Origin of the sequence: Streptomyces sp. NRRL S-455, from assembly GCF_000717875.1 — a bacterium.
Taxonomy (GTDB): Bacteria; Actinomycetota; Actinomycetes; order Streptomycetales; family Streptomycetaceae; genus Streptomyces.
Genome location: NZ_JOCT01000012.1, coordinates 56,975 through 75,551, shown reverse-complemented (window position 1 = coordinate 75,551; position 18,577 = coordinate 56,975). Strand labels below are relative to the sequence as shown.

The 18,577-nt window shown below is 70.9% G+C and carries 22 protein-coding genes; 5 read left to right on the top strand and 17 right to left on the bottom strand.

Features of this window, described 5'->3' with window-relative positions; genetic code table 11:
• The first annotated feature begins 36 nt into the window (after nt 1-36).
• Genes IE97_RS0117520 through IE97_RS0117510 form a run of 3 tightly spaced genes read left to right on the top strand, consistent with a single transcriptional unit; the run spans nt 37 to nt 2,457 of the window.
• The gene (locus IE97_RS0117520) at nt 37-825 is read left to right on the top strand and encodes an ABC transporter ATP-binding protein (protein WP_030240399.1); all 789 of its coding nucleotides are present in this window, start codon (nt 37-39) and stop codon (nt 823-825) included.
• Nucleotides 812-1,711 carry an ABC transporter permease gene (locus tag IE97_RS0117515; RefSeq protein WP_030240395.1) on the top strand — a complete coding sequence of 300 codons (900 nt, stop codon included), beginning with the start codon at nt 812-814 and terminating at the stop codon, nt 1,709-1,711. Before IE97_RS0117520 ends, IE97_RS0117515 begins: the two co-directional genes overlap by 14 nt.
• A 5-nt stretch (nt 1,712-1,716) precedes the next feature.
• A complete protein-coding gene (locus IE97_RS0117510; protein ID WP_030240393.1) occupies nt 1,717-2,457 on the top strand; it encodes a sirohydrochlorin chelatase in 741 nt (246 codons plus the stop codon).
• 1 nt (nt 2,458) lies between these two features.
• Here the strand turns inward: IE97_RS0117510 and IE97_RS0117505 are convergent, their stop codons facing one another.
• From IE97_RS0117505 to erm, 12 genes are all read right to left on the bottom strand, one after another.
• A complete protein-coding gene (locus IE97_RS0117505; RefSeq protein ID WP_030240389.1) occupies nt 2,459-2,737 on the bottom strand; it encodes a gas vesicle protein K in 279 nt (92 codons plus the stop codon).
• A complete protein-coding gene (locus tag IE97_RS38530; RefSeq protein ID WP_037835108.1) occupies nt 2,719-2,928 on the bottom strand; it encodes a gas vesicle protein in 210 nt (69 codons plus the stop codon). Before IE97_RS38530 ends, IE97_RS0117505 begins: the two co-directional genes overlap by 19 nt.
• The gene (locus IE97_RS0117495; RefSeq protein WP_030240385.1) at nt 2,925-3,752 is read right to left on the bottom strand and encodes a GvpL/GvpF family gas vesicle protein; all 828 of its coding nucleotides are present in this window, start codon (nt 3,750-3,752) and stop codon (nt 2,925-2,927) included. The genes IE97_RS38530 and IE97_RS0117495 overlap by 4 nt, the downstream gene beginning before the upstream one ends.
• Nucleotides 3,749-4,120 carry a gas vesicle protein gene (locus IE97_RS0117490; protein WP_030240382.1) on the bottom strand — a complete coding sequence of 124 codons (372 nt, stop codon included), beginning with the start codon at nt 4,118-4,120 and terminating at the stop codon, nt 3,749-3,751. Before IE97_RS0117490 ends, IE97_RS0117495 begins: the two co-directional genes overlap by 4 nt.
• A complete protein-coding gene (locus tag IE97_RS0117485; protein WP_030240378.1) occupies nt 4,117-4,368 on the bottom strand; it encodes a gas vesicle protein GvpG in 252 nt (83 codons plus the stop codon). Before IE97_RS0117485 ends, IE97_RS0117490 begins: the two co-directional genes overlap by 4 nt.
• Before the next feature lie 11 nt (nt 4,369-4,379).
• On the bottom strand, nt 4,380-5,099 hold the full coding sequence (locus IE97_RS0117480) for a GvpL/GvpF family gas vesicle protein (RefSeq protein WP_030240375.1): 720 nt from the start codon (nt 5,097-5,099) through the stop codon (nt 4,380-4,382).
• Nucleotides 5,096-5,479, bottom strand: a complete 384-nt coding sequence (gvpJ, locus tag IE97_RS0117475; RefSeq protein ID WP_234310792.1) for a gas vesicle protein GvpJ — start codon at nt 5,477-5,479, stop codon at nt 5,096-5,098. The genes IE97_RS0117480 and gvpJ overlap by 4 nt, the downstream gene beginning before the upstream one ends.
• 134 nt (nt 5,480-5,613) lie before the next feature.
• Nucleotides 5,614-5,910 carry a gas vesicle protein gene (locus tag IE97_RS0117470; protein ID WP_030240366.1) on the bottom strand — a complete coding sequence of 99 codons (297 nt, stop codon included), beginning with the start codon at nt 5,908-5,910 and terminating at the stop codon, nt 5,614-5,616.
• A gap of 103 nt (nt 5,911-6,013) precedes the next feature.
• Complete coding sequence (locus IE97_RS38525) at nt 6,014-6,343, bottom strand: DUF4440 domain-containing protein (protein ID WP_234331829.1); 330 nt, start codon at nt 6,341-6,343, stop codon at nt 6,014-6,016.
• 37 nt (nt 6,344-6,380) lie between these two features.
• Complete coding sequence (locus tag IE97_RS0117460; RefSeq protein ID WP_030240361.1) at nt 6,381-6,929, bottom strand: DUF1697 domain-containing protein; 549 nt, start codon at nt 6,927-6,929, stop codon at nt 6,381-6,383.
• 278 nt (nt 6,930-7,207) lie between these two features.
• Nucleotides 7,208-8,416 (bottom strand): macrolide-inactivating glycosyltransferase, encoded by a 1,209-nt coding sequence (gene mgt, locus IE97_RS0117455; RefSeq protein ID WP_051705019.1) that lies wholly within the window; start codon nt 8,414-8,416, stop codon nt 7,208-7,210.
• A 47-nt stretch (nt 8,417-8,463) separates the two neighbouring features.
• Complete coding sequence (gene erm, locus IE97_RS0117450; RefSeq protein WP_030240353.1) at nt 8,464-9,246, bottom strand: ErmE/ErmH/ErmO/ErmR family 23S rRNA (adenine(2058)-N(6))-methyltransferase; 783 nt, start codon at nt 9,244-9,246, stop codon at nt 8,464-8,466.
• Nucleotides 9,247-9,618: 372 nt separating this feature from the next.
• Between erm and IE97_RS0117445 the strand changes: the two genes are divergently transcribed.
• Nucleotides 9,619-10,494 (top strand): phosphotransferase enzyme family protein, encoded by an 876-nt coding sequence (locus IE97_RS0117445; RefSeq protein WP_030240350.1) that lies wholly within the window; start codon nt 9,619-9,621, stop codon nt 10,492-10,494.
• 11 nt (nt 10,495-10,505) lie between these two features.
• Here IE97_RS0117445 and IE97_RS0117440 read toward each other — a convergent pair whose 3' ends face one another.
• The 4 genes from IE97_RS0117440 to IE97_RS0117425 all read right to left on the bottom strand — a co-directional run bounded on the left by IE97_RS0117440 (nt 10,506) and on the right by IE97_RS0117425 (nt 14,911).
• Nucleotides 10,506-11,228 (bottom strand): 3'-5' exonuclease, encoded by a 723-nt coding sequence (locus IE97_RS0117440; protein WP_030240347.1) that lies wholly within the window; start codon nt 11,226-11,228, stop codon nt 10,506-10,508.
• A 140-nt stretch (nt 11,229-11,368) separates the two neighbouring features.
• Complete coding sequence (locus IE97_RS0117435) at nt 11,369-12,640, bottom strand: SAV2148 family HEPN domain-containing protein (RefSeq protein WP_030240343.1); 1,272 nt, start codon at nt 12,638-12,640, stop codon at nt 11,369-11,371.
• 72 nt (nt 12,641-12,712) lie between these two features.
• Complete coding sequence (locus tag IE97_RS0117430; protein WP_030240340.1) at nt 12,713-14,032, bottom strand: copper amine oxidase; 1,320 nt, start codon at nt 14,030-14,032, stop codon at nt 12,713-12,715.
• Between the two features lie 57 nt (nt 14,033-14,089).
• A complete protein-coding gene (locus IE97_RS0117425) occupies nt 14,090-14,911 on the bottom strand; it encodes a hypothetical protein (protein WP_030240335.1) in 822 nt (273 codons plus the stop codon).
• Nucleotides 14,912-15,094: 183 nt separating this feature from the next.
• On the opposite strand from IE97_RS0117425, the gene glgX reads away from it, so the two are divergent.
• Nucleotides 15,095-17,224, top strand: coding sequence for a glycogen debranching protein GlgX (gene glgX / locus IE97_RS0117420; protein ID WP_030240330.1), 2,130 nt, complete (start codon nt 15,095-15,097; stop codon nt 17,222-17,224).
• Here the strand turns inward: glgX and IE97_RS0117415 are convergent.
• The gene (locus IE97_RS0117415; RefSeq protein ID WP_234331828.1) at nt 17,184-18,461 is read right to left on the bottom strand and encodes an RNA-guided endonuclease InsQ/TnpB family protein; all 1,278 of its coding nucleotides are present in this window, start codon (nt 18,459-18,461) and stop codon (nt 17,184-17,186) included. The genes glgX and IE97_RS0117415 overlap by 41 nt on opposite strands.
• Nucleotides 18,462-18,577 lie beyond the last annotated feature (116 nt).

The following is an 18,577-nucleotide window of genomic DNA, read 5'->3' as shown; positions in this document are numbered from 1 at the left end:
AGCCGCATTGTGAAGAGTTCCCAGGAGGTGACGACCATGGCCACCACCCTCGCCAAGGCCGCCGACGGCACCGAGACGGCCACCCACGCCGCCCGGATCGAGCACGTCTCGAAGTCGTTCGCGGGTCCCGCCGGGCAGCAGCTCGTCCTGGACGACATCACCCTCGATGTCGCGCCCGGCGAGTTCGTCACCCTCCTGGGGGCCTCGGGCTGCGGCAAGTCGACGCTGCTCAACCTGGTGGCGGGCCTCGACCGGCCCTCCGCCGGCGAGATCACCACGGACGGCCGTCCGGCGCTGATGTTCCAGGAGCACGCGCTGTTCCCGTGGCTGACCGCGGGCAAGAACATCGAGCTCGCCCTGAAGCTGCGGGGCGTTCCGAAGCCCGAGCGGCGCGGCAAGGCCGAGGAGCTGCTCGAGCTGGTACGGCTGAAGGGCGCGTACAGCAAGCGGGTGCACGAGCTGTCGGGCGGTATGCGGCAGCGGGTCGCGCTCGCCCGGGCGCTCGGCCAGGAGAGCAAGCTGCTGCTGATGGACGAGCCGTTCGCGGCGCTGGACGCCATCACGCGGGACGTGCTGCACGACGAGCTGACCCGCATCTGGCGTGAGACGCAGCTGTCCGTCCTGTTCGTCACGCACAACGTGCGTGAGGCGGTCCGGCTCGCGGAGCGCGTGGTGCTGCTGTCCTCCCGCCCGGGCCGGATCGCCCGCGAGTGGCGGGTGGACATCCCGCAGCCGCGCCGCATCGAGGACACCGCCGTGGCGGAACTGTCCGTCGAGATCACCGAAGAACTGCGTGGGGAGATCCGCCGTCATGGCCAGCACTGATTCGACGACCACCGTCGACAAGGACGGCAACGATCTCGCCGGTCTGGAGGCGGGCCTCGACGCGCTGGAGACACGGCAGACCAGCCGGACGCCGTTCCGGCAGACCTTCACCGAGAAGATCCTGCCGCCCGTCCTCGCCGTCGCGCTGGTGCTGGCGGTCTGGCAGGCCCTCGTCTCCTTCAAGGTGGTCGACGACCCGACGAAGCTGCCCGCGCCGTCCGCCGTCTGGGACGTCGTCCGCACCGCGTGGCTCCAGGGTGAACTGCTCGGCTACATCTGGACCAGCGTCTCGCGCGGCCTGCTCGGGTTCTGCTTCGCCCTGCTGATCGGCACACCGCTGGGTCTGCTGGTGGCCCGGGTGAAGTTCGTCCGGGCAGCCATCGGCCCGATCCTCTCCGGCCTGCAGTCGCTGCCGTCGGTCGCCTGGGTCCCGCCGGCGGTGATCTGGCTGGGCCTGAACAACTCGATGATGTACGCGGTGATCCTGCTCGGCGCGGTCCCGTCCATCGCCAACGGCCTGGTGTCCGGCGTCGACCAGGTGCCCCCGCTGTTCCTCCGCGCGGGCCGCACCCTCGGCGCCACCGGCCTGAAGGGCACCTGGCACATCGTCCTGCCCGCCGCCCTGCCCGGCTATGTGGCGGGTCTGAAGCAGGGCTGGGCCTTCTCCTGGCGCTCCCTGATGGCCGCGGAGATCATCGCGTCCTTCCCCGACCTCGGCGTCGGACTCGGCCAGCTGCTGGAGAACGGCCGCAACGCCAGCGACATGGCCATGGTCTTCGAAGCCATCCTGCTCATCCTGATCGTCGGCATCGCCATCGACCTGCTGATCTTCAGCCCGCTGGAGCGGTGGGTGCTGCGCAACCGCGGTCTGCTGGTGAAGAGCTGAGACCCATGACGAACAAGCCCGTTCTCCTCGTCATCGCCCACGGCAGCCGCGACCCGCGGCACGCCGCGACGGTGCACGCCCTGGTACGCCGGGTGCGCTCGCTGCGCCCCGACGTACGGGTGGAGACGGGCTTCCTGGACTTCAACGTGCCCTCCGTGCAGGGCGTCCTGGAGTCCCTGGCGACACAGGGGGTCCGCGACGTCGTGGCCCTCCCCCTGCTCCTCACCCGGGCGTTCCACGCGAAGGCGGACATCCCGGCGGTCCTCGCGGACGCGCCCCCGCAGCTCCGCGTCCACCAGGCGGAGGTCCTGGGCCCCTCTCCCCTCCTGCTCGAGGCCCTCGAACGACGTCTGTACGAGGCGGGTCTGACCCCCGCCGACAAGTCCTCGACCGGGGTCGTGCTGGCCTCGGCGGGATCCACCGACCCGGAGGCGATCGCAGTGATCGCAGAAATCGCGCGGGAGTGGCGGCACACCGGTTGGTGCGCCGTGCGGCCTGCGTTCGCCTCCGCATCTCTCCCCCGTACGGAGGACGCCGTCCGAGAACTCCGCGCGCTCGGCTGCTCCCGGGTCGCCGTCGCCCCCTACGTCCTGGCCCCCGGTTTCCTCCCGGACCGTATCGCCCGGGGCGCGGCGGAGGCGGATGTCCTGGCCGACGTGCTGGGCCCGGCGCCGGAGGTGGCGCGGGTGGTGCTGGAGCGGTACGAGGCGGCACGGGTGCCGGCGTTGGCGGCTGTGAGCGCCTGACTCAGACCCGTGGCAGCAGCGTCCCCAGCGGGCCCAGGTCCAGGTTGAGGTCCTCCGGGCTCAGGTCGTAGCGCGCGCAGAGTTCCCGCATCCGGTCGTCGAGCAGCATCAGCGTCAGGCCGACGCGTTCCTCCTGCTCCTCCGTGAGGTCGCCGGCGTCGACGCGGTGCAGGGCCTGGCGTTCCATGAGCTGGCGAAGGAGTTCGACGACCGTCAGGACCAGTTTGATCAGGTCGCGTTCGACCGTGTCCGGGTCGGTTGTCAAACGGCTGATGGGCATGGAGCCTCACTGATCCGGGAAAGGGCTGACGCGGCCACGGGGGCGATGACCGCGCGGAGGTCGATGCGGACCAGGTCGACGTCCGCGATGGACAGGACGAGGTCGCCGGTGAGGACGACACCGCCCTGGAGGAGCCGGTCGAGGAGGTCGATGAGGGCGACCGGGCGGTCGGCCCAGGGGGCGACGGTCATGCGGCGGGCTCCGGCTCCGGCTGGAGGGCGAAGGAGTAGGGGGCCCAGGGGCCGGTGACTTCGACGCGGAGGCCGGGGACTTCCGCGGCGGCCGCCAGGACGCGTGAGCGGAAGGCGTCGACCCGGTGGGTGGGCACGAGGTAGGCGTCATTGCCTACGTTGGTGCCCGGGGCGGAGCCCGCCAGGCTGCCGCGTTGCGGGGTGTGTGCGACGCGGTCGACGGCGAGGGTGCCGGCCGTCTCGGTGAGGTGCGCGGCGGCCTGGGCGACCGTGCGCCAGGCTTCCTCGTTCCTGCGTTGTCTACGGCGGCGGATCGCCAGGTAGGCGCGGCCCACTCCGAGGCCGGTGGCCGGTTCCCGCTCCGCGTCGGTGTCGGCTTCGGGCGGCGTGATGTCCGGCGTGGCGTAGATCTTCACGCCGAGTTCCACATGGCCCGTGAGGCGGTCCAGCAGGGACGCGAAGTACTCGCGGCGGGTGTCGAGGGCCTGCCGGGCACGGTCCTCGTCGCGGTAGACGGTGGCCAGACGCAGGGGGAGGACGGCCGCGCCGGAGGCTACGAGCGCGGCGACCACGGCGTGGTGGGACCGGACCGTGGACTCCAGCCAGTCCAGGTCGTCGAGGTGGGCCTTGAGGGGTGCCTCGTCGTAGTCGGCGGCCGGGACGTGGCCGACGGCGAAGGCGAGCTGTCGGGCGGGGCCGCTGGGATGCGGCTCCACCAGGTGGATGGGGTCTCCGGCGACCCCGCGCAGGTCCGCCACCGCCGCGGCGGCCTCGGGGGTGCGGCGCAGGACCGCGTAGGCGTAGACGAGGTTCGGGTCGCTCATGGCTCCGGGCTCCTGTCGGCCGCCTTGAGGGCGGCGATCTCGGCACGCAGTCGTTCGTTCTCGTCGGCCAGGGACCGCTCGGGGCGGGCGGCCCGGGAGGAGAGGGAGGGGTCGTGTTCCCACCAGTCGATGCCCATCTCCTTCGCCTTGTCGACGGAAGCGACGAGCAGGCGCAGCTTGATGGTGAGCAGTTCGATGTCGAGCAGGTTGATCCGGATGTCGCCGGCGATGACCACGCCCTTGTCGAGGACCCGTTCGAGGATGTCCGCGAGGTTGGCGCTCTGGCCGCCGGGCCCGTGGTCGTAGGGGGAGGGAAGGCGGGAGGCTCCGGTGAGTCCACCTGTTGCCGAGTGGGCCGAGTGGGTCATGGTCGGGGGGCTCGTCTCCGGGCGGTGATCTCGTCGAGTCGGTCCAGCAGTTCGTCCTCGCGGCGGTCGTACTCGTCCTCGTCGATCCGTCCTTCCAATAGGGCCCGTTCCAGATCCACCAGGGCCTGCCGCACGGGGGCCGGGTCGTAGTACTGCGCCTCGGCGGCGGCCTGGAGCTGCTCGGCGGCCCAGAGGGTGGTGCGCAGGGGTGCGAGCGGGAGGGTGAGGATGCCGGTGAGCAGGCCCATGACCGGTCCCGTCAGACGGCGAAGCTGTAGGGGGGCAGCGGGCCGCGCAGCCGGAAGTCGTAGGCGTCGCCGTAGTCGTGGGCCAGGGTCCGGCCGGCCGAGGTGAACTCGTCGGCGCGGGCGCGTTCGACGAGGAACGACACGTTGAGGAAGTCGTCCTTGGACGGGTCGGCCACGACGCTGGCCCGGGCCAGTCCGGACAGCCGTCCGACGATCTCGTCGGCCTGTCGCCGCTGCCGGGCGTCGACCTGCCGGGCCACCAGTTCGCCGAGGGCGAGGCGGTCCTCGTAGGTTCCGGTGCCGTCGCGGGTGCACTGGTTGAGCCGGCGGGCCTCCTCGGACCCGTCGAGCACCTCCCGCAGCAGGTCGTCCTGGGAGCGGGCGGCCTTGAGGTTGAACTCGGCGGTGCCGTGCAGTTCGCCGAGCCGTCGGGCGTAGTCCTCTCGCCGCTCCTCCAGGGCCGTTCTGACGGCGGTGTCGTCCGGGGCGAGCAGGCCGAACCGCATGGGGAGGACCGATCCGTCGGCCATGAGCCGTTCCTGGAGCTCCTGGTGGGCGCCGAGGTCACGTCGTTTGGGACGCAGCTCGGCGGGGGCCGCGCTGACGACGGCGGCGAGCGGGCCGTGGACGACGACGCGCGGGGGCTCGTCGCCCCCGCCGACGGTCCGCAGGCCGTCGAGCCGGAGGGGGTGGTCGGCGCGGGTGACGGCGTAGACGTAGACGGCGCTCACCGCTCGTCCTCCCGGTCCTTGTCGTCGCGGTCGAAGATGTCGCCGATCGCGTCGATGGCGCCGCCGATCGCGCCGCTGGTCTTGCCCCGGGCGCCGCTCTCGACGAGGTTGCCGACGATGTCGGTGAGCTTGTCGGGTGCCTTGCGGCCGGCTTCCAGGTCGAGCCGGTTGCAGGCCTCGGCGAAGCGGAGGTAGGTGTCGACGCTCGCGATGACGATGCGTACGTCGATCTTCAGGATCTCGATGCCGACCAGTGAGACTCGCACGAACACGTCGATGACGAGCCCGCGGTCCAGGATCAGTTCGAGGATGTCGAAGAGGCCGGCGGTCCCCGAACCGCTGGAGGTGGCGGCGGGTTGCATCCCGCCGGTCTGCGTCATGACGGTCACGGTGCGATTCCTCTCGCGAGATTCGTTCTCGTGCCGCCCGTAGGTACGGGGGTGGTGGCGGGCGTGTTCACATGAACACCAAAAACGGTTCCCGGGAAAGGGAGTTGAGGGAAGAGAGGGCGGCGCTAGCGCTGCCGGTCGAGCTGGCCTCGGGCGTAGCGACGGACCCGCTCGTAGCCGAGGAGCCGGCCCTGCGGGTCCAGCATGACGCGGTACGTCGCCATGACTGTCATGGTGTCGGGGACCCGCTCCAGCTCCACGACCTCCACGTCGGCCGTCCAGCCGTCCGGGGTGGGGCGGACGGCGGAGACGGAGTCCGGGCTCGTGCCGAGCAGCTCGCCGAGCTGCGCCGCGGCGCCGCGCATGGCCTGGACGGCCGTCGTACGGCCGGGCGGGGTCTGCTGGTGATCAGTGCTCGTCATGCACCTACCGTGCCAAGACCCCGGGCCGCGTGGGGGCGGTTCGGCCAAACGTCCGATGCCGTCGGCCCTGCCCCTGGGCAGAGAACAGCCGGAGACCGGAAGGTCACTCTCGCCGCTCGCCGAACGGCGTCGCCTGGTGGAAGTAGAGCAGCCACCCGGTTTCCGTCCGCCGCCACAGCGAACTGCGGTGCGCGCGTCTTCCGTCGCACTCGGTGTCGAAGGTGAGGTGGACGAGGTCGGGGGCGAGCTGTACGCCGCGCATCCGGGAGGTGACGACGGGCGGGGACTCGAGGTCGGTGGTCTCGGCCAGGGCGGCGATGACGGCGGCCCGCCCCCCGTGCCGCCCGGAGGCGCCGAACTCGTGGAAGTCGGGGTGCAGCAGCGCCGCGACCCGTTCGGGCGAGCGGCGCACTTCCAGGTCCAGCAGCGCCAGCTAGCCGGCGATGGCGGCCGTGACGGCCGCGCCGTGCTCAGTCATCCGTCAGCTCCACCAGCTTGACGACCGTGTTCCAGTTGCGGGTCGTGGCGACGATCCCCTTGTTGATGCGGGGTTTCGACAGGTGCTCGGCCAGTTTTGAGCGGCCCAGGCCGTTCGGGGCGTACAGGTACAGGGCGCGATCGCCGAGGCTGAACTCCTCGGGGAGGTAGGCGGCCCGGTCGATCTCCGCGAAGCGCTCGGGGCTCACGGGCGCCGAGAAGTAGGTGACGTGGAGCTGCTTGGGCTCCAGATCGGCGGCCGGGTAGGGGCAGGCGTCGGCGACCGCCTTCAGGTAGGCGTGGTCGCGCACGATCACGTCGACGCCGAAGCCGAAGTGCTCCTCGACGGCGTGGGCGATCTCGGCGGCCAGCGACTCCTCGTCCCCGTGGCCGGAGGAGAACACGGCCTGTCCGCTCTGGAGGTAGGTGCTCACGTCCCCGTAGCCGAGGCCCGAGAGGAGGGTGCGCAGGTCGGCCATCGGGACCTTTTTGCTGCCGCCCACGTTGATCCCGCGCAGCAGTGCCGCATACATCGTCGTCATCCGGACACGATAGGACGGCCGTCGTGCCCCGTGGGGGTGGGCACGACGGCCGGGCCGGGCAGCTGCCCGGCCCCGTAAATTACTCACCGGTCACCGCGAGGCACAACCTTCTGCTCAGGATCCACACAGCTGAGGAGCCCGGTATATCCCGCTTGGGGCCCGATACGTTTGACGTGCTCCCTGGCTGAAGTCCAGGGATTCCGGCCAGGGTCGTGTGCGGGGCCCGTCCGTGTTCCGGGGAAGCCGACGGGCCCTGCCCTGCGCGGGGCGTGCTTCGGCTACCCCTGGTGAGCGGCTGCGGCCAGCTCGGCCTCGATGAGGTCCGCCGCGCGACGTGTGCCGCCCTCCTCGGCCATCTGGCCCTGGAGCACCTTCAGTCGGCGGGCGACCTCCGGGTCGCCCACGAGGTCGAGGGCGGCATCGCGCAGGGCCTGGCCGGTCGCCTCCTGAGTGGGGAGGTGCCGGGCGACACCGAGGCCCTGGAGCATCTCCGCGTTGCCGAACTGGTCCGCGGCCTGCGGTACGGCGATCATCGGCGTGGCGGTGGCCAGACCCTCCTGACTGCCGCCCGCGCCCGCGTGGGTGACGAACAGGTCGGCCTGCTTGAGGATCGTCAGCTGCGGCACCCATGTCCGCACCTCGACATTGGCGGGGACGTCCGCGAACTCGGCCGGGTCGATGTGCTGTCCGATCGAGAGCACCAGGTGCCAGCCGGGCAGGTCACCGAAGGCCTTGACGCACTCCCGGTAGAAGCCGGGCTGCTTGGTGAAGGCCGACCCGAGGGAGACGAGCGCGACCTTCTCGGCACCGGCCGGCCGCTGCCAGTCGCCTTCGGCGGTCCGGTCGCCCTGGCACGCTCCGACGAAGGAGTACACGTTCTCGTCGACACGGTCCGCGTTCGGCTGGAGGGCCCTGGGGATGAGGACGATGGAGCGGGCGGGCCGGCCGCCGAACGCGTCGGGGTGCAGGGTGATCCCGTTCTCCTCCAGCCAGGCCTGGAAACGGGCGAAGTAGGCGCGGCCCCGCTCGGTCTTCCTCGGCTCCGCCCACATGGGCTCGGCGACCTCCTCCTCGTACCCCTCCCAGGCGACCATGGCCGGCGACAGGGAGATCGCGGGGACGCCCCAGCGGTGGGCCAGCACGCGGGCCGGGTACGAGGCGATGTCGTGCAGCACGAGGTCCGGCTCGTCTCCCTCGTACGCCTCGATCAGCTGGGGCAGCGCCTGGATGGCGTCGTCGAGGAAGGGCTCCACGTTGTCCAGCAGCGTGTCCCCCCAGGCCTCGGGGTCGTCGTCGGGCGAGGGCAGCGTCGAGTTCCACGGCTTCACCTCGGCACCGGTGGCCGCGACCTTCTCGGCGAAGACCGGCGGGATCGCGTACGTCACCCGGTGACCGCGCGCCACGAGCTCGCGGATCACCTCGAGACTCGGATTCACGTGGCCGTGGGCGGCGATGGAGAACATGGCGATGTGAGCGCGACTGGTCATGCGCCGACCGTACGCGAGACGAGACGTCTCGTGCAACTGTTGGGAGTTCAGCGGGTCAGCACCTCGTGCAGCCGCAGCCACCGTTCCGGCGCCACCTCGCCGACGAGCACCCCGGGAGCCACACCTGCGGCCCGGAACGCGGCGTCGACCCGCCGCCTCGGATGGGCCCGGCGCAGTGACGCGTGCAGGGAACCTCCGACCCCGGAGAAACCCAGCTCGACCAGACACCGCCAGCTCCGGTACGCGGCTTCGTCGAGCAGTGGGGTCTCACGCCGCTCGATGCGCAGCACCCCGGCGTCCACGCGGGGCACGGGCCGGAAACTGCGCCGGCCGACCCGGCCCAGCAGCCGCCACTCGTAGCGGGGCCAGCTCCGGACCGTCAGCAGCGTCCAGCTGCCGTAATCCCCGGTGCGTTTGCGGGCGTACTCGAGCTGGGTGAGCAGGGTGGCGTCCGTGAGGGCGGGAGCGCGCAGACACCAGTCGACGACGGCCGCGGTCCGGGAGAACGGCACGTTCCCCGCGACCGAGAAAGGCGTGCGCGGCGGGCACGCGGCAAGGAAGTCCCCGCCCACGACCCGCACGTGCGGACTGCCGGAGAGACGACTGCGCAGGAGCGGCACGAGCCTCGGGTCGATCTCGTACGCCCTCAGCTCCAGGCAGCGTCGGGCCAGCGGGACGGTCAAGGCTCCCTTTCCCGCGCCGACTTCGAGCAGCAGCGGAACGGGCCGGGCCCGCGGGACGGCGAGTCGGGCGAAGCGTTCGGCGGTGGCGCGGTCGGCGAGGAAATTCTGCGAGAGCGCGCGGGAGGTCGCGGTGGGGCGGCGGGCCATGGCCTGCGGTCCTTGTCTTCCGTGAGAGGGAAAAGGGCAGCGGAGGGCCCTGACCGGAAGACAGAGAGACGAAGGGGAGGGACGGAGCGCCGGCCTCAGAGGCTCAGCGGGCGTGGCTCCCCGGGCCGGTCAGGGCTCCGGGGCCGCGGCGCATCCGTACGGCGTGCGCGCAGCCCAGGGAGTGACCGGAGATGCAGATCGCGTTGATACCCACGAGCAGCACGCTAGGTGGCGCCGTCGCCAACGCACAACGGGTTTTCGCCCGGCCCGGGACCGACGCGGAAGGAAGCGCCGGGCCGATGCGACACTGACCGGCGGATGGCCGGAACCGGACGGCGGAGCACGCCGAAACGTGGACGACGGAGGCGGACGATGGACGAGGCACGGGCGCGGGACGTACTGACCGCGGCGGAGGTACTGCCCCGCACGGAGGCCGGCGCGGCCCGCGAGGCACGGCTGCTCGCGCTGGGCGAGAACGCGGTGTTCGCCGCCGGTGACCTGGTCGTCAAGGTGGGCCGCGACGCCGAGCTCCTCGACCGGGCGCACCGCGAACTGGACATCGCGCTGTGGCTCGCCGAGACGGGTGTGCCGGCGGTACGGGCTGCCGAGCCCGAGCCTCTGCTGGTCAACGGGCACCCGGTGACGGTGTGGCACCGGCTGCCCGATGCCGTACGGCCTGCCGAGCCGCGGGATCTGGCTGAACTGCTTCGGGTCGTGCACGCCACTCCCCCACCCCCCTTCGAACTGCCGCCCCGCGATCTGCTGGGCGGCGTGGAACGCTGGCTGCGGCTCGCGGGCGACGCGATCGATCCCGCGGACGCGGCGTACCTGCGGGAGCGGCGGGACGGTTTCGCCGCGGAGGCCGCCGCGCTGACGCCGCATCTGCCGCCGGGGCCGATCCACGGGGACGCGCTGCCGCGCAATGTGCATGTCGGGCCGGACGGGCCGGTGCTGGTGGATCTGGAGACGGTGTCCGCGGACCTGCGGGAGCACGACCTCGTGGTGATGGCCCTCTCCCACGACCGGTACGGACTCCCGGACGACGCGTACGCGTCCTTCACGGAGGCGTACGGCTGGGATGTACGGACGTGGGAGGGATGCTCGGTGCTGCGCGGTGCCCGGGAGACGGCCAGTTGCGCCTGGGTGGCCCAGCACGCGCCGAGCAATCCCAAGGCGCTGGCCGAGTTCAGGCGGCGAGTGGCGTCGTTGCGGGAGGGGGACGAGACGGTTCGGTGGTATCCGTTCTGAGGAAGGCGGGCTCAGACCGGTTCGTCGGCCAACTCCCGCAGCGGCCACGCCCCGTCGACCACCGCCGTCTCGTCGCCCTTCTTGCGCAGGAAACCCTGGAAGTCCGCCGCCCACTCGGCGTACCACTCGATCTGGCGGTGGTGCAGGGCCGCCGGGCCGAGGGAGGCGATCTTGGGGTGGCGGTCGGCTATCGCGCAGGCGAGGCGGGCTGCCGCCAGGGCGTCGGCCATGGCGTCGTGGGCGGTGCCGAGGGTCACGCCGTACTCGGCGCAGACCGCTTCGAGGTTGCGTTTGCCTCGTCGGTAGCGGTCGACCCGGCGGTCGATGGTGTACGGGTCGATGACCGGGGCCGGGTCCACGCCACCGAGGCGGTCGGGCAGGGACGGCAGGCCGTACCGCCGCAACTCGGCGGAGAGCAGGGTGAGGTCGAAGGCCGCGTTGTAGGCGACGACCGGCACGCCCGTCTTCCAGTAGGAGGTGAGGACGTCGGCCAGGGCGTCCGCGACCTGGTCGGCCGGTCTGCCCTCGGCCGCCGCTCGCTCGTTGCTGATGCCGTGCACCGCCACGGCGTCCTCGGGGATCGGCACCCCGGGGTCGGCCAGCCACTCCCGGCGCCCCATCGGCTCTCCGGCCCTGACCTCGATCACGGCCGCCGTGACGATGCGCGCCTCGCGCGGATCCGTGCCCGTCGTCTCCAGGTCGAAGCCGATCAGCAGCTCCCGGTGCCAGCCCATGGGCGGTCCCCCTCCTTGTGGTGCGTTCCCCCAGTGGTCCCCACCTTCGCATGCACCACTGACAATCGGAGGACCGCGTTCCGCTCACGCCCCGCCGCGGCCGTGGCGACCACGGCAACCGCCCCCTGCCGGGGCACAGTTCACGACACCGGCCGTGAATCCGCCCACATCACCTCGAACTCCTCGCGGTACGTGGGAAAGAGGCCGCTTTCGTCGATCTCGCCCGACTTGACCACCTTGCCGCCGTTGCGCAGCACGAACACCGGTGCCTCCATGCCGCGGGTCCGGCGCAGGTAGTTCTGGACGACCGCGATGCCGTCGGCCCCGTCTCCGTCCACCAGGTACGCCGTGAAGCGGGGCGTCTCGTCGAAGACCTGGATCTCGAACGCGCCCGGGTCGCGCAGCCGGGCGCGGACCCGGCGCATGTGCAGGATGTTCATCTCAACGGCCCGGCTGAGCTCGCCGCGCTTGAGGCCCAGTTCGCGCTCGCGTCGCTTGACCGCGCTGGAGGCCGGGTTGAGGAACAGCAGCCGCACCCGGCAGCCGGACTCGGCCAGCCGCACCAGACGCCGGCCGGAGAAGTTCTGCACGAGCAGGTTGAGCCCGATGCCGATGGCGTCGAGGCGGCGGGCGCCGCCGAAGATGTCCTCGGCCGGGAACTGGCGCATCAGCCGCACCCGGTCCGAGTGGACGGCGACCACGTCGGCGTACCGGTCGCCCACCAGGTCCTCGACGGCGTCGACGGGCAGCCGGCGTGCGGAGGGCACGTCACCGCCCGCGCCGAGCATCTCCAGCAGCCGTGCCGAGGCGCGCTCGGCCTGGTTCAGGACGGCCTCGGACAGGGCCCGGTTGCGGGAGACGACGTTGCGGGTGACCTCCAGCTCGTCCAGGGCGAGTTCGACGTCGCGGCGGTCGTCGAAGTACGGCTCGAAGCAGGGCCAGTGCTGCACCATCAGCTCGCGCAGCTGGGGCAGCGTGAGGAAGGACAGGACGTTGTCGTCGGCCGGGTCGAGGAGATAGCCCTTGCGGCGGCTGACCTCGCGGACGGCGACGGCGCGCTGCACCCACTCCTGTCCGGCGGGTCCGGCGGCCGCCACCACCCAGTCCTCGCCGTGGACGGGCTCGTACACGGGGCGCAGCACGGCGGCGACGACCGCGCGCAGCCGCTGTTCGACGAGGTTCAGCCAGATGTACGCCCGGCCGGCCCGCTGGGCCCGGGTGCGCACCTCGCGCCAGGCGTCGGCGCCCCAGTCCAGTTCCGGACCGATCGAACCCGACGCGTCCATCGGCCGTGCCAGGGACACGGCTCCGGCCGGGACGTCTGTGGAGTGCCCCTCGTGACCCTCGTCACCAGGGGGCAGCTCCAGCCCTCCCGAGCCCACCCGCGCACCGCCTTCCGCTCCCCCGAGCACCTTCCTTGTCAACGATCAAGGAAGGGTACTCCGGGAGCGGTCGGCGGTGCAGCCGGATGGGCAGCATCGATCTCAACGGCGCGGCCGCCAGTGCCCGTTCTGCCAGCCGAGCTCGGCCGGTGTGAGCGGATTCATGGCGGTGACGTCGCGCGGGGCGATGGAGAAGCCCTGCCAGTGGACGGGCATGGGCTGCTGGTCCTCGTCCCGGGCGATGTGGTGGAAGCCGATGTTCACCCATGCCACCGGGTGCTTCAGGGCCTGCCCGTTCACCCACTTGTCGACGGAGGTGCCGGCGCCGCTCCCGCAGTTGCCGGGGTTGTGGCTGGCGAACAGTTCGCACTTGTTGTACTGGGTGAAGTACAGGTCGTGCTTGGTGTAGCTGCGCCCGGGGTACTTGGTCGTCGGTCCGGGGACGATCTCGTAGGAACGCGCGTGTCCGTCCTTGTTCTTGCCGGTCGCGCTGACGACGCGCCACCAGCGGTAGTTCTTGCTGTCCCCGGCGAGTTCCTTGGTGACCTTGGTGCGGGTCGTCTTCGTGGTGGGGGCGCGCTGGCCGCGGGTGGGTGCGGTGACGGTGGAGTCGTACTGCTCGACGGTGTTCTTGGTGGAGCCGTCCAGGGCGAAGTCGAGCCGCCAGAAGGCGTTGTGGCTGTGGCTGGTGGCCTTGGCGGCGGCACCCTTGCCGATGGGCCAGCCGCGGCCGTCGCCGGCGTCGTAGTCGTCGTAGGACAGGCTGCCGGTGGCGCCGACGTTCATGGTGATCGCGCCGTCGTCCTGGAAGCGCCACTCGGTCATGTACTCGTACCAGCCCACCTGGTTCACCGTGTAGACGAGCAGGTCCTTGCCCTCGGCCTGGAAGACCTTGTTCGCGGAGTCGCCCTGCATGCGGTAGGCGTGGCCGCGGGACCGGGTGGTGGTGCACAGGCCCTTGACGTTCGGGTCCTCGTTCCAGGAGTCCGGCACCTTGACGGTCTTGATGGTGCCGCCGGGGCACTCCCCGGGGGCCAGGTTCATCAGCCCCTGGGCGAAGTCGAAGCCGGTCAGGTCGTCGTACTCGACCTTGCCGTCGTCGTACGGGACGTGGATCTGGCCGAGCCTGGCGCTGTTGAGGACCTTGATCGGCCTGGGCTCGCCCTTGGGCTGGTAGGAGATGTTCTCCAGGACGAGGCCGGCCTTGCCGTCGTAGCGCCAGCACATCCGCCAGGTGGTACCGGTGGAGAGCTTCTGCTCGATGCGGTGGGCGGCGCCGCAGTAGGCCGCGGCCGGTGCCGGGGCGTCCTTCGGCTGGGCGGTGGCCGGGCCCGCGCCGGCCGTGGCGCCGGCGGCCAGCGCGGCCACGGTCAGGCCCACGGCCGCGCGGGTGCGGGCCTTGTTGTTTCTGTTCACGCGCATGACGAGATGACTCCTTGACAGGAGGAGCGAAGTGGACGGGTGAGTGGAAAGGGCGGGTCAGCGGTCGAGCCGGGCGACCTTGCGGGCGCTCAGGTCGATCACCAGGGACCGGGCGTCGACCCACGGCCCGTTCTTGATCTTCGGGAACAGCCGGACGCAGCGGTGCTCGCCGCAGTCGTCGAGCACGGCGGGCTGGGCGCCCGGCGCGGCGCGGTAGACGGCGCCGCTGAGCTGGAGCTGGTCCGGGGAGGTGAGCTGCTTGCCGGTGGCGTCCTGGTAGTCGGCCTTGAGGCCCGCGCCCAGCGGGTCGGCCATCAGGAGACCGGCCGCCTCGGCCTTCTCGGCGCGGCTGAGGGGCGGCTGGACGCCGCGCTGGGTGCCGGTCGCCACCACCTTGCCGGTGCCGAGGTCGACGGTCCGGGTGACGAGGGTGTCGTCCCGGTAGTCGTAGAAGGTCACGTCGGCGCGCCGGGGCGCGTCCGGGTCGCCGACCTCGTCGGGTTCCGGTTCGGCGAGGTCGACGCCGAGCCGCTGCGGCCCGCGGTCCCCGTCGACGCTCTCGCTGCTCTGGAACAGCTGCCGGCTCAGAGCGATCTTCTCGACCCGCTCCAGCTCGTCGTCGGTGAGCGGATCGCGGCCCGTGCCCTTCTCCCCCTCGGCCGGTGCACGCTCCACCACCCCCGGCGCGACGGCCCGGCCCGGTCCGGCCTGCTGCTCGGCGGACCGCTGCCCCGCGGCCTGCTGCTCCGCGCGGGTCCCCGTGTCGTCCGCCCCCGCCGTGCCGGGCAGGGTGATCCCGATCATCACGGCCGTTCCCGCTACCGCGACGGCCGCACCCGCCACCACCTTGCCCAGGTGGCGGTGCACTATGTTGCGCACATCTTCCCCCTACTCCCCCAATGGCCCCGGGAGTATTCGTCTGCCCCAATGGTTTTGTGCATACCGCGTACGCACTGGTCACTCGGAAAGAGGGAGATAAGTCATAGGAGGTTCCCTCACTTTCGGGGAGACTCGAGGCCAAGGCGTCCCCACCGGCGCCGCACACCTGAAAGAGTCGAATCCATGCAGGTCTGGCCTGGAGAGGCGTATCCACTCGGTGCCACGTACGACGGCGCCGGTACCAACTTCGCGGTCTTCACGGAGGCCGCGGACCGAGTAGAGCTGTGTCTGCTGCACGACGACGGCTCGGAGACCGCGATCGAGCTCCGGGAGAGCGACGCGTTCGTGCGGCACGCGTACGTGCCGGGCATCATGCCGGGTCAGCGGTACGGGTTCCGCGTGCACGGCCCGTACGCACCGGAGCACGGGGTGCGCTGCAACTCCGCGAAGCTGCTGCTCGACCCGTACGCGCGTGCGATCAGCGGGTCGATCCGCTGGGGCGAGGAGGTCTACGGCTACCACTTCGACGACCCGGACCGGCGCAACGACCTGGACTCGGCGCCGCACACCATGACGTCGGTGGTGGTCAACCCCTACTTCGACTGGGGCGACGACCGCCGGCCGCGCACCGAGTACCACCACACCGTGATCTACGAGGCCCACGTCAAGGGCCTCACCATGCGGCATCCCGGGCTGCCGGAGGAGCTGCGCGGCACCTACGCGGCGCTGGCGCACCCGGCGATCATCGAGCACCTCACGGAGCTCGGGGTCACGGCACTGGAGCTGATGCCCGTACACCAGTTCGTGAACGATCACCGACTGGTCGACATGGGGCTGAACAACTACTGGGGCTACAACACGATCGGTTTCTTCGCCCCGCACAACGCCTACGCGTCCTGGGGCGACCGGGGCCAGCAGGTGCTGGAGTTCAAGTCGGCGGTGAAGGCGCTGCACGAGGCGGGGATCGAGGTGATCCTCGACGTGGTCTACAACCACACCGCCGAGGGGAACCACCTGGGCCCGACCCTGTCCTTCAAGGGCCTCGACAACTCGCGCTACTACCGGCTGACGGACGACCCCCGCTACTACATGGACACGACAGGGACCGGAAACTCCCTGCTCATGCGGTCCCCGCACGTGCTCCAGCTGATCATGGACTCGCTGCGCTACTGGGTCACGGACATGCACGTCGACGGGTTCCGTTTCGACCTGGCGGCGACGCTGGCCCGGCAGTTCCACGAGGTGGACCGGCTGTCGTCGTTCTTCGACCTGGTGCAGCAGGATCCGGTGGTCTCGCAGGTCAAGCTGATCGCCGAGCCGTGGGACGTGGGCGAGGGCGGCTACCAGGTGGGCAATTTCCCGCCGCTGTGGACCGAGTGGAACGGCAAGTACCGGGACACCGTGCGGGACCTGTGGCGGGGCGAGCAGCGCACCCTCGCGGAGTTCGCCTCCCGGCTGACCGGCTCCTCCGACCTGTACCAGGACGACGGGCGGCGCCCGCTCGCCTCGATCAACTTCGTGACCTGCCACGACGGCTTCACCCTGCACGACCTGGTGGCCTACAACGACAAGCACAACGAGGCCAACGGCGAGGACAACCGGGACGGCGAGAGCCACAACCGGTCGTGGAACTGCGGCGCCGAGGGCGGGACCGACGATCCGGACGTGCTGCGACTGCGGGCCCGGCAGATGCGGAACTTCATCGCGACGCTGATGCTGTCCCAGGGCGTGCCCATGATCAGCCACGGTGACGAGTTCGCCCGCACCCAGCGCGGCAACAACAACGCCTACTGCCAGGACAACGAGATCGCCTGGGTCCAGTGGCCGGAGGGTGACGAGGAGGAAGGGGGACTCGGCAGGGAACTGCTGGCCTTCACGCGCGCCATGGTGTGGCTGCGCAGGGACCACCCGGTCTTCCGCCGGAGGCGCTTCTTCCACGGCCGGCCCGTGGAGGGCACGCACGACGACCTGTCCGACATCGCCTGGTTCACCCCGGAGGGCGGGGAGATGACCCAGCGCGACTGGGACTCGGCGCAGGCCTCGGCGCTGACGGTGTTCCTCAACGGCAACGCGATCTCGGAGCCGGGGGCACGCGGCGAGCGCATCACCGACGACTCGTTCCTGCTGATGTTCAACGCCTCACCGAAGCCGCTGGAGTTCGTGGTGCCGGTCGACCACGGGCGGCAGTGGCAGGTCGTGGTCGACACGGCCCGTGCGGAAGGGGTGCCGCCGGACACCGGCCCGAAGGTGCAGGCCGGGGACCGGCTGACCCTCACGGACCGGAGCCTGACGGTGCTGCAACGCCCGGTGTAGCGCTGTCCGCGTGTGCGTCGCCCGGAAGCCACTCGTCCGGGCGACGCGCGGCGCAGCCGGCGTCCGGGATGGCACGAACGGCGGCGGGGGCCGGAGTTCTCCGTTGAGGTCTTACACCGGCTCCACAGACAGACACCGCCAGCCCGGCGGCCAGAAGGTTGTTCGCCGCGTTCACGTCCCGGTCATGGGACGTGCCACAGCTGACGCACGTCCACGTGCGGACGTTCAGCGGCATCTCCGGCTGGAGGCTGCCGCAATGGGAGCACAGCTTCGAGGAGGGAAAGAAGCGGTCCACCGCGACCACGTCCCGCCCGTACCAGCCGGCCTTGTACTCCAGCATGCTCCGGAACTGCGCCCACGCGGCATCACTGATCGCGCGGGCCAGACTCCGGTTCTTGACCATGGTGCGCACGGTCAGGTCCTCGATCACGAGCGTTTGGTTCTCACGCACGAGTCGAGTGGTCAGCTTATGCAGCACATCCCGCCTGCGGTCGGCGATCCGCGCATGGATCTTCGCCACCTTCGCCCGCGCCTTGCGCCGGTTGGCGCCATCGCCCCCGGCCTTGCGGGACAGCTCCCGCTGCGCCCTCGCCAGGCGGACGCGGTCACGGCGCTCGTGCCGGGGGTTGGCGATCTTCTCCCCGGTCGTAAGAGTCAGCAGATGGTCCAGGCCGACGTCGATACCAACCGCCGTATCGGTGGCCGCGAGCGGCTTCACCCGCGGGTCCTCGCACAGCAGCGCGACGAACCAGCGCCCGGCACTGTCCCGGCTCACCGTCACCGTGCTCGGCGATGCCCCCTCGGGCAGACGCGACCACACGATGTCCAGCGGGTCGGCCATCTTCGCCAGCGTCAGACGCCCCTCACGGAACCGGAACGCCGACGAGGTGTACTCCGCGCTCGCACGCGACTTCTTCTTCACCTTGAACCGCGGATACTTGGCCCGTTTGGCGAAGAAGTTCGCGAAGGCGCTCTGCAGGTGCCGCAGCGCCTGCTGCAGCGGAACGCAGGACACCTCGTTCAGGAAGGCCAGTTCCTCGGTCTTCTTCCATGCGGTCAGGATGGCCGAGGTCTGGTTGTAGCTGACCCGTTCCTGCCGCGCCCACGCCTCGGTACGGGCGGCGAGGGCCATGTTGTAGACCTTGCGCACGCATCCGAACGTGCGCGACAGTTCGGCTGCCTGCGCATCGGTCGGATAGAAGCGGTACTTGAAGGCCCGCTTCACGTGAGTGGCCATGACTCACAAATTATCATCACAAATTGTGGCCTTATGTTCACGTCTGGTGATGTACACCGATCCGCCCGGAGAGCGAATCGGCTATGCCTGCCCTGCTCCGCAGGAGTCCGTTTCCT

What these genes read in the sequence shown, in the direction of transcription:
- IE97_RS0117430 (WP_030240340.1), bottom strand. Translation starts at nt 14,032, where the DNA reads ATGCGCGTGAACAGAAACAACAAGGCCCGCACCCGCGCGGCCGTGGGC.
- IE97_RS0117485 (WP_030240378.1), bottom strand. Translation starts at nt 4,368, where the DNA reads ATGGGCCTGCTCACCGGCATCCTCACCCTCCCGCTCGCACCCCTGCGC.
- gvpJ (WP_234310792.1), bottom strand. Translation starts at nt 5,479, where the DNA reads ATGACGCAGACCGGCGGGATGCAACCCGCCGCCACCTCCAGCGGTTCG.
- IE97_RS0117470 (WP_030240366.1), bottom strand. Translation starts at nt 5,910, where the DNA reads ATGACGAGCACTGATCACCAGCAGACCCCGCCCGGCCGTACGACGGCC.
- IE97_RS0117510 (WP_030240393.1), top strand. Translation starts at nt 1,717, where the DNA reads ATGACGAACAAGCCCGTTCTCCTCGTCATCGCCCACGGCAGCCGCGAC.
- IE97_RS0117490 (WP_030240382.1), bottom strand. Translation starts at nt 4,120, where the DNA reads ATGACCCACTCGGCCCACTCGGCAACAGGTGGACTCACCGGAGCCTCC.
- IE97_RS0117440 (WP_030240347.1), bottom strand. Translation starts at nt 11,228, where the DNA reads ATGGGCTGGCACCGGGAGCTGCTGATCGGCTTCGACCTGGAGACGACG.
- IE97_RS0117505 (WP_030240389.1), bottom strand. Translation starts at nt 2,737, where the DNA reads ATGCCCATCAGCCGTTTGACAACCGACCCGGACACGGTCGAACGCGAC.
- IE97_RS0117445 (WP_030240350.1), top strand. Translation starts at nt 9,619, where the DNA reads ATGGACGAGGCACGGGCGCGGGACGTACTGACCGCGGCGGAGGTACTG.
- IE97_RS0117520 (WP_030240399.1), top strand. Translation starts at nt 37, where the DNA reads ATGGCCACCACCCTCGCCAAGGCCGCCGACGGCACCGAGACGGCCACC.
- IE97_RS0117495 (WP_030240385.1), bottom strand. Translation starts at nt 3,752, where the DNA reads ATGAGCGACCCGAACCTCGTCTACGCCTACGCGGTCCTGCGCCGCACC.
- IE97_RS0117415 (WP_234331828.1), bottom strand. Translation starts at nt 18,461, where the DNA reads ATGGCCACTCACGTGAAGCGGGCCTTCAAGTACCGCTTCTATCCGACC.
- glgX (WP_030240330.1), top strand. Translation starts at nt 15,095, where the DNA reads ATGCAGGTCTGGCCTGGAGAGGCGTATCCACTCGGTGCCACGTACGAC.
- IE97_RS0117515 (WP_030240395.1), top strand. Translation starts at nt 812, where the DNA reads ATGGCCAGCACTGATTCGACGACCACCGTCGACAAGGACGGCAACGAT.
- mgt (WP_051705019.1), bottom strand. Translation starts at nt 8,416, where the DNA reads ATGACCAGTCGCGCTCACATCGCCATGTTCTCCATCGCCGCCCACGGC.
- erm (WP_030240353.1), bottom strand. Translation starts at nt 9,246, where the DNA reads ATGGCCCGCCGCCCCACCGCGACCTCCCGCGCGCTCTCGCAGAATTTC.
- IE97_RS0117460 (WP_030240361.1), bottom strand. Translation starts at nt 6,929, where the DNA reads ATGACGACGATGTATGCGGCACTGCTGCGCGGGATCAACGTGGGCGGC.
- IE97_RS38530 (WP_037835108.1), bottom strand. Translation starts at nt 2,928, where the DNA reads ATGACCGTCGCCCCCTGGGCCGACCGCCCGGTCGCCCTCATCGACCTC.